The sequence below is a fragment of the Neoroseomonas rubea genome (genome assembly GCF_016106015.1).
GTDB lineage: Bacteria > Pseudomonadota > Alphaproteobacteria > Acetobacterales > Acetobacteraceae > Neoroseomonas > Neoroseomonas rubea.
This window is the reverse complement of record NZ_JACADQ010000275.1, coordinates 1-5,743: the sequence shown is the minus strand read 5'-3', so window position 1 is coordinate 5,743 and position 5,743 is coordinate 1. Positions and strand designations below refer to the sequence as shown.

The window sequence follows — 5,743 nt, the reverse complement described above, 5'->3', positions numbered from 1 at the left end:
TGCCCGCCGGAGCCTTCGCAGATCCCGACACAGGCGACAGCCTCGCCTACACCGCGACGCTGGCCGATGGCTCGCCCCTGCCGGCCTGGCTGTCCTTCGACCCCGCGACCCGCACCTTCTCCGGCACACCCGGCAATGCCGACGTCGGCACCGTCTCGATCCGCATCACCGTTGCCGACAGCGCCGGTGCGACCATCGCCGACTGTTTCGACATCACCGTCGCCGCGGCCGCCCCGGCCAACACGGCCCCCAACGACATCGTCCTGTCCACGACCAGCGCCAATGAACGCATAGCGCCCGGCGGCGTCATCGCGACGCTCATCACCACCGATGCGGACTTGGGCGACACCCATGCTTACTCGATCGTCAGCGATCCGGACCAGATGTTCGAGATCCGCGACAACACGCTGGCACTCCGCAGCAACACCGCCTTCGACCGCGAGGAGCAGATCTCCCACAGCGTCACGATCCGCAGCACCGATCCTGCCGGCGCCAGCGTAGACCGTGTCGTCACCATCCAGATCATCGACTTCGCCGACACCCAGCGCACAGGCACCGACGCCAGCCAGACCATCTCGTCGGCGGGTGGCAACGAGGACATGCATGGCCGCGGCGGCGGCGACACCGTCAACGGTGCCCATGGTGCGGATCGCCTGTGGGGCGAAGACGGGGACGACCGGTTGTTCGGCAACAACGCCAATGACCAGATCTGGGGCGGGGAAGGCCGGGACACCATCCAAGGCGGTCCTGGCACTGACTATGGGTTCGGCGGCACCGGCAATGACAGCCTCTTTGGCGATTCGGACAATGACAGCCTGTGGGGCGAAGGCGGCACCGACACGATCGATGGTGCGCATGGCAACGACCACATCTGGGGTGGCGACGACGCGGACCTTATCCGCGGCAACACCCAGGACGACAGGCTCTACGGTGAGGCCGGCGACGACACGATCGACGCAGGGACCGACCAGGACATCGTCTGGGGCGGCCAGGGTAACGACAGCATCCTCGGCGCCGACGGCAACGACAGCCTCCGGGGCGACGACGGCGACGACATTCTCCTCGGCGGCAGGAACGACGACCAGATCACAGGCGGCAGCGGCAACGACAGCCTGATGGGCGAGGACGGCGCCGATACGCTCGTCGGCGGGACCGGCGCGGACACCTTGCAGGGCGGCGCCGGCAACGACGTGTACATCGCCAGCGACGATGGGACCTCCGACGTCCTGTTCGGCGGCGTGGGCACCGACACCATCTCGCTAGTCGAAGTCGGGGCCTATCGCGGCGGCAGTTGGACCCTTGAACTGACGTCCGGGTCCATCGTCAACGAGAGCGCCAACGTCCTGGCACTCTCTGCCGACGCCGATGGCCGCATCATCTTCGCCGACAACTCCCAGATTACGTTCCAGGACATTGAGCGCCTGACCTGGCAATAGGGCGAAGCGGCGCCGCGCGCTTCACTTTTTTTGAACCGGATGCGTGATAATCCTCCGCCACGAAGCGGCCCGAAGCGCGCCGTGCCCGACAGGATGTCACGATGGAACGGGCTGCGACACATCGCCTGCCGGGCCTGGTCTCGACGCGCATCGACACGCTGGTCGCCTCCGCGCTGCTGAACCTCGCCGCGCTGGCGGTGCCTGTGCTGCTGCTGCAGGTCTATGACCGCATCATCCCGAACGCCGCCTACGGGACGCTGGCCGCGCTGCTCGCCGGCGTGGCCATGGCCGTGGCCATCGAGGCTGCGCTGCGTCACGCCAGGGCGAGCATCTCGGCCTGGTCCGCGGCGCAGGAGGAACACGGCCTCACGCGCCTCGCCCTCGCCCGCATCCTCCACGCAGATCCGCGCGCCTCGGCGACATCCGGCGTGCAGGCAGACGGCCTGGCAGCGATCGCCGAATGGCGCTCGCACCGCACCGGCCAGCTCGCCTTCGCGCTGGCAGACCTTCCCTTCGCGCTGATCTATCTGGGCTTCCTCGCCTGGCTGTCGCCGCTGCTCGCCGGCATTGCCGTGCTGGCGGGCCTGCCCGGCCTGCTCGCCGCCGCGGCGGTCGCGCCACTCGCCGCGTGTGCCATAGCCGACCGCACGGCTGCGGAATCCGCCCGCCACGATCTGACCTTCGAGGCCGTTGCGGCGATCGAGCCACTCAAGGCCATGGGCGCCGAGGCCGCCATGCTGCGCCGGCATGACCGCCTGGTCGCGACAAGCGCCGCGGCAGGCCGGCGCACCGCCTTCGCCGTCCAGCTCTGCCAATCGCTCTCCATGGCCGGCAGCCAGTGCGTCGCGGCGGCCGTCGCGCTCAGCGGCGCCTGGCTGGTGATGCAGGACGAGCTCACCGGCGGAACACTCGCCGCCGCCATCCTGCTCGCCAGCCGCGGCTTCGAGCCGGTCGCGCGCCTGGCCGCGGCGACGCCCACCCTGACACGCGCGGGCGCCGCCGTCGGTCGGATCGGCGCCATCCTCGGCACACCGCAGCAGCACCGGGGCGGCAGCGTCGTCGCGGACATCGCGGAACTCTCGGTCGAACGACTCAGCCTCGCCGCGCAGGGCCGTGGCACGCTGCTCCGCGACGCCGACCTGACGCTGCGCGTCGGTGAATGCGTCGCCCTGCAAGGCGTGGGCGGATCAGGCAAGACGCGCCTGCTGCTCGCGATCGCCGGGCTGATCCCGGCGGATGGCGGCACCATGCGCATCGACGGGCGGGACCGTGCCGGGCTGGACGAGGCGACGCTTCGCCAGCGCATCGCGCTTCTGCCGCAACGGCCCGCCTTGGTTCCGGGCCGGGTCATCGACAATCTCTGCCGGTTCGACGCGACGCTCGAGGAGGCAGCGCTCGCGCTCGCTGCGGAACTCGGACTCGACGAGCACTTCCACCGCCTGCCGTCGGGCTACGGCACCGTCGTCGGCCGGGGTGCCGGGCAAGAACTCCCGCCCTCCGTCGTCGAGCGCGTCGCCGCGGTCCGCGCGCTGGTCGTCCAACCGCGCGTCATCCTCTTCGACGACGCCGCGGCGTCCCAGGACCGCGAAGGCGACCGCCGGATGCGCCAGTTGCTGCGGCGCCTCAAGTCCGACACCGCGATGCTCATGGTCACGGATCGGCGGGACTGGCTTGCCATCGCCGATCGTCGCCTGCGCATCGCGGGTGGCACCCTGGTCTCGGATGCGCCGTCGTGAACGCGCCGCTCCGCGCCCTCGCCCTGCCGGCCGGGCCGGGCGGACTCTCCGAAGGACCGACGCGGGAGAGGGCGCCCTGGGTGCTGCGCGAACTCGCCCTCCTGCTCGGCCACCGCGTCGGCGAGCGCGAGCTGCTCGAAGCGCTGCCGCACGCCATGGCGAACGACACCGGCCCGGCCGTGCTGGCCGCCGCGGCGCGCCTGGGCCTCGCCCACCGCCGCTGGGCAGGCACGAGCCGCAGCCTGCCCGCATCTCTGCTTCCCGCGCTCTGGATCGCGCCGGGCGGGCGGCCGGCGCTCGTCATCGGGCGAAGCGGGGACTTCCTCCTCGTCGCGCGGGGGGAAGGCGCCGAGCCGGAGCGCGTCCACGCCGTCGCGATGCCCGGGGACCTGTACGTCTTCGCCGGCCGGGACGAAGCGCTGGAAGGCGCGGACCGCCCCCTGCTGCCGCGCCTGCTGTCGGAGCATGCCGGGCCGATCGCCGGGCTCGCCGCCCTCTCGGTGCTCTCGAACCTCACCTCCATCGCGCTCGGCCTCGTCGTCATGATCGCCTTCGACATGGTGATCCCGGGCGGGCAGGCGGCGCCGCTGCTGGCACTCGGTGCCGGCTTCATCGGCGCGCTCGCCTGCGATGTCGCGCTGCGCACCATGCTCGCCCGCGGTCTCGGGCGAATCGGCGAAAGAGCGGAACGCCAGGTGCTCGGCCTCGTCTTCGCGAAGGTGCTGCGGTTGCCGCTGTCGGCCGTCACCTCGCAGGACCCGGCGGCGCAGGTGATGCGCATGCGCGACCTGGAGACGAGCCGGGAGGTCTTCACAGGGCCCTTGCCGCAGCTGATCCTGCAGGTCCCGCTCGTCGTCGTCTTACTCGGCGTGATCTGGGCGCTGGCCGGCCTTGTCGTCGTCGTGCCCCTGCTGATCCTGCCGGTACAGTTCGCCGTCGCGCTGGTCCTTGTCCCCCGCGCGCGGGAGAAGGAACATCGTGCCGCGCTGCTCGCGACCGAGCGCCGGCACATGATCCTCGAGACCCTGTCCCATGCCGGAACGCTGCGGGCGATCGGCGCGGAAGCCGCGTGGCTCGCGCGGTTCCGCGACATCTCGGCCGCCGCCGCTGCTGCCCATGCCCGTGCGGCGCGCGCCGGGCACGCGGTCGAACTCGTCGCGCAGCTCGGCCTGCCTGCCGCGGCCTGTGGCGTCGCTGCGCTGGGCGCGCACCTCGTGATCGAGGGGCGGGTCAGCGCAGGCGCGCTGGTGGCCGCTATCATGCTGTCCTGGCGCGTCATCATACCGCTGCAGACCTTCTTCCTCGCGATCAGCCGCGGGCGCCAGATCGTCGACTCCGTCGCGCAACTGCATCGTCTGCAGGCGCTGGCCGAGGAAGCGCGCCCCGCGCCGGATGCCCCGCGTGCCAAGGGCCGCGGGCGTACGCTGCGGCTCGATGGCGTCGTCCTGCGCGTCCCCGGCGGCGGCACGCTGCTCGCCGGCGCCTACCTGGCGCTGCCGGAGGGCGCGCGCGTGGCGCTGACCGGACCCTCCGGTGCCGGGAAATCCACACTGCTGCGCTGCGCGCTGGGCCTTGTGCCGCCGCAGGGTGGCGTCGTCACGCTGGGTGGCGTGAACATCGCGCAGCTCGATCCCTCCACGCTGCGAGCGCGGATGGGCTACCTGCCGCAACGGCCCGCCCTGATCTACGGGACCGTGGCGCAGAACCTGCGCCTCGCCGCGCCGGCGGCGGAGGATGCCGATCTCGCCGAGGCGTGCGAGGAGGTCGGCATCCTCGAGCACATCCTCGCCATGCCGCAAGGCTTCGCCACGCGGCTCAACGACCTCGACAAGGCGCGCCTCCCGCAGAGCCTGCTGCAGGGCCTGGCGCTCGCCCAGGCGCTGCTGCGCCGGCCGGAGATCCTGCTGCTCGACGATCCGACGCATGCGCTCGACCGCGCGCGGGAGGAGCGCCTCGCCGCGCTGCTCCGCCGTCTGCACGGGACTGTCGGCGTGCTGATCGTGACGCATCGCCCCGACCTGATCCGTAGCTGCGACCGCGCCTTCGCGCTCGACCACGGGCAGCTGCGCATGCTCACCCCGCACGCCGGAGCCGCGCCACGGCCGGAGACCGCATCATGACGCTGAACGATAGCCCGCCGCCGCCCGTCATCCGCGCGCCCGCGCTGCCCGTCGCGCGGCGCTATGCGCTCACCGTCCAGGAGCTGGAGGAATGCCCGCCGCCGCGCTCGGCGCGCGCGGCGATCCTGCTCGGCCTCATCATGGTCTGCGGCTTCCTCGGCTGGGCGTACCATTTCCCCGTGGCGCAGCGCGCCACGGGACAGGGGGAGATCATTCCCCGGGGATTCGTGCAGCCCGTGCAGCATGCGGATGGCGGCCGCGTCACAGCCATCCTCGTCGCCGCCGGGGATCGCGTCATCGAAGGCCAGGCGCTTCTGACCATCGACGCGGCCGAGGCGCGGGCCGAGACGGAGGCCGCGCGCGCGCGCCATGCGGCGCTTGCGCTCGCCGCCGAACGCCTCGCGGCCGCGGCCGAGGGGCGCCTCGCCGGGGTCGGCCCCGTGGCCTCGGA

General features: G+C 72.1%; 3 protein-coding genes and 1 pseudogene. All 4 read left to right on the top strand.

Annotated elements, in window-relative coordinates; translation table 11 throughout:
- On the top strand, positions 1-1,436 hold a 1,436-nt coding region (locus tag HW577_RS19370; RefSeq protein ID WP_198377772.1), incomplete at its 5' end, for a putative Ig domain-containing protein.
- A gap of 101 nt (positions 1,437-1,537) precedes the next feature.
- The gene (locus tag HW577_RS19365; RefSeq protein ID WP_198377771.1) at positions 1,538-3,172 is read left to right on the top strand and encodes an ATP-binding cassette domain-containing protein; all 1,635 of its coding nucleotides are present in this window, start codon (positions 1,538-1,540) and stop codon (positions 3,170-3,172) included.
- The gene (locus HW577_RS19360) at positions 3,169-5,292 is read left to right on the top strand and encodes an ATP-binding cassette domain-containing protein (protein WP_198377770.1); all 2,124 of its coding nucleotides are present in this window, start codon (positions 3,169-3,171) and stop codon (positions 5,290-5,292) included. The genes HW577_RS19365 and HW577_RS19360 overlap by 4 nt, the downstream gene beginning before the upstream one ends.
- Positions 5,289-5,743, top strand: a pseudogene (locus tag HW577_RS19355) (biotin/lipoyl-binding protein); the annotation flags it as partial. The gene HW577_RS19360 and the pseudogene HW577_RS19355, both read left to right, overlap by 4 nt.

What these genes read in the sequence shown, in the direction of transcription:
- HW577_RS19365 (WP_198377771.1), top strand. Translation starts at nt 1,538, where the DNA reads ATGGAACGGGCTGCGACACATCGCCTGCCGGGCCTGGTCTCGACGCGC.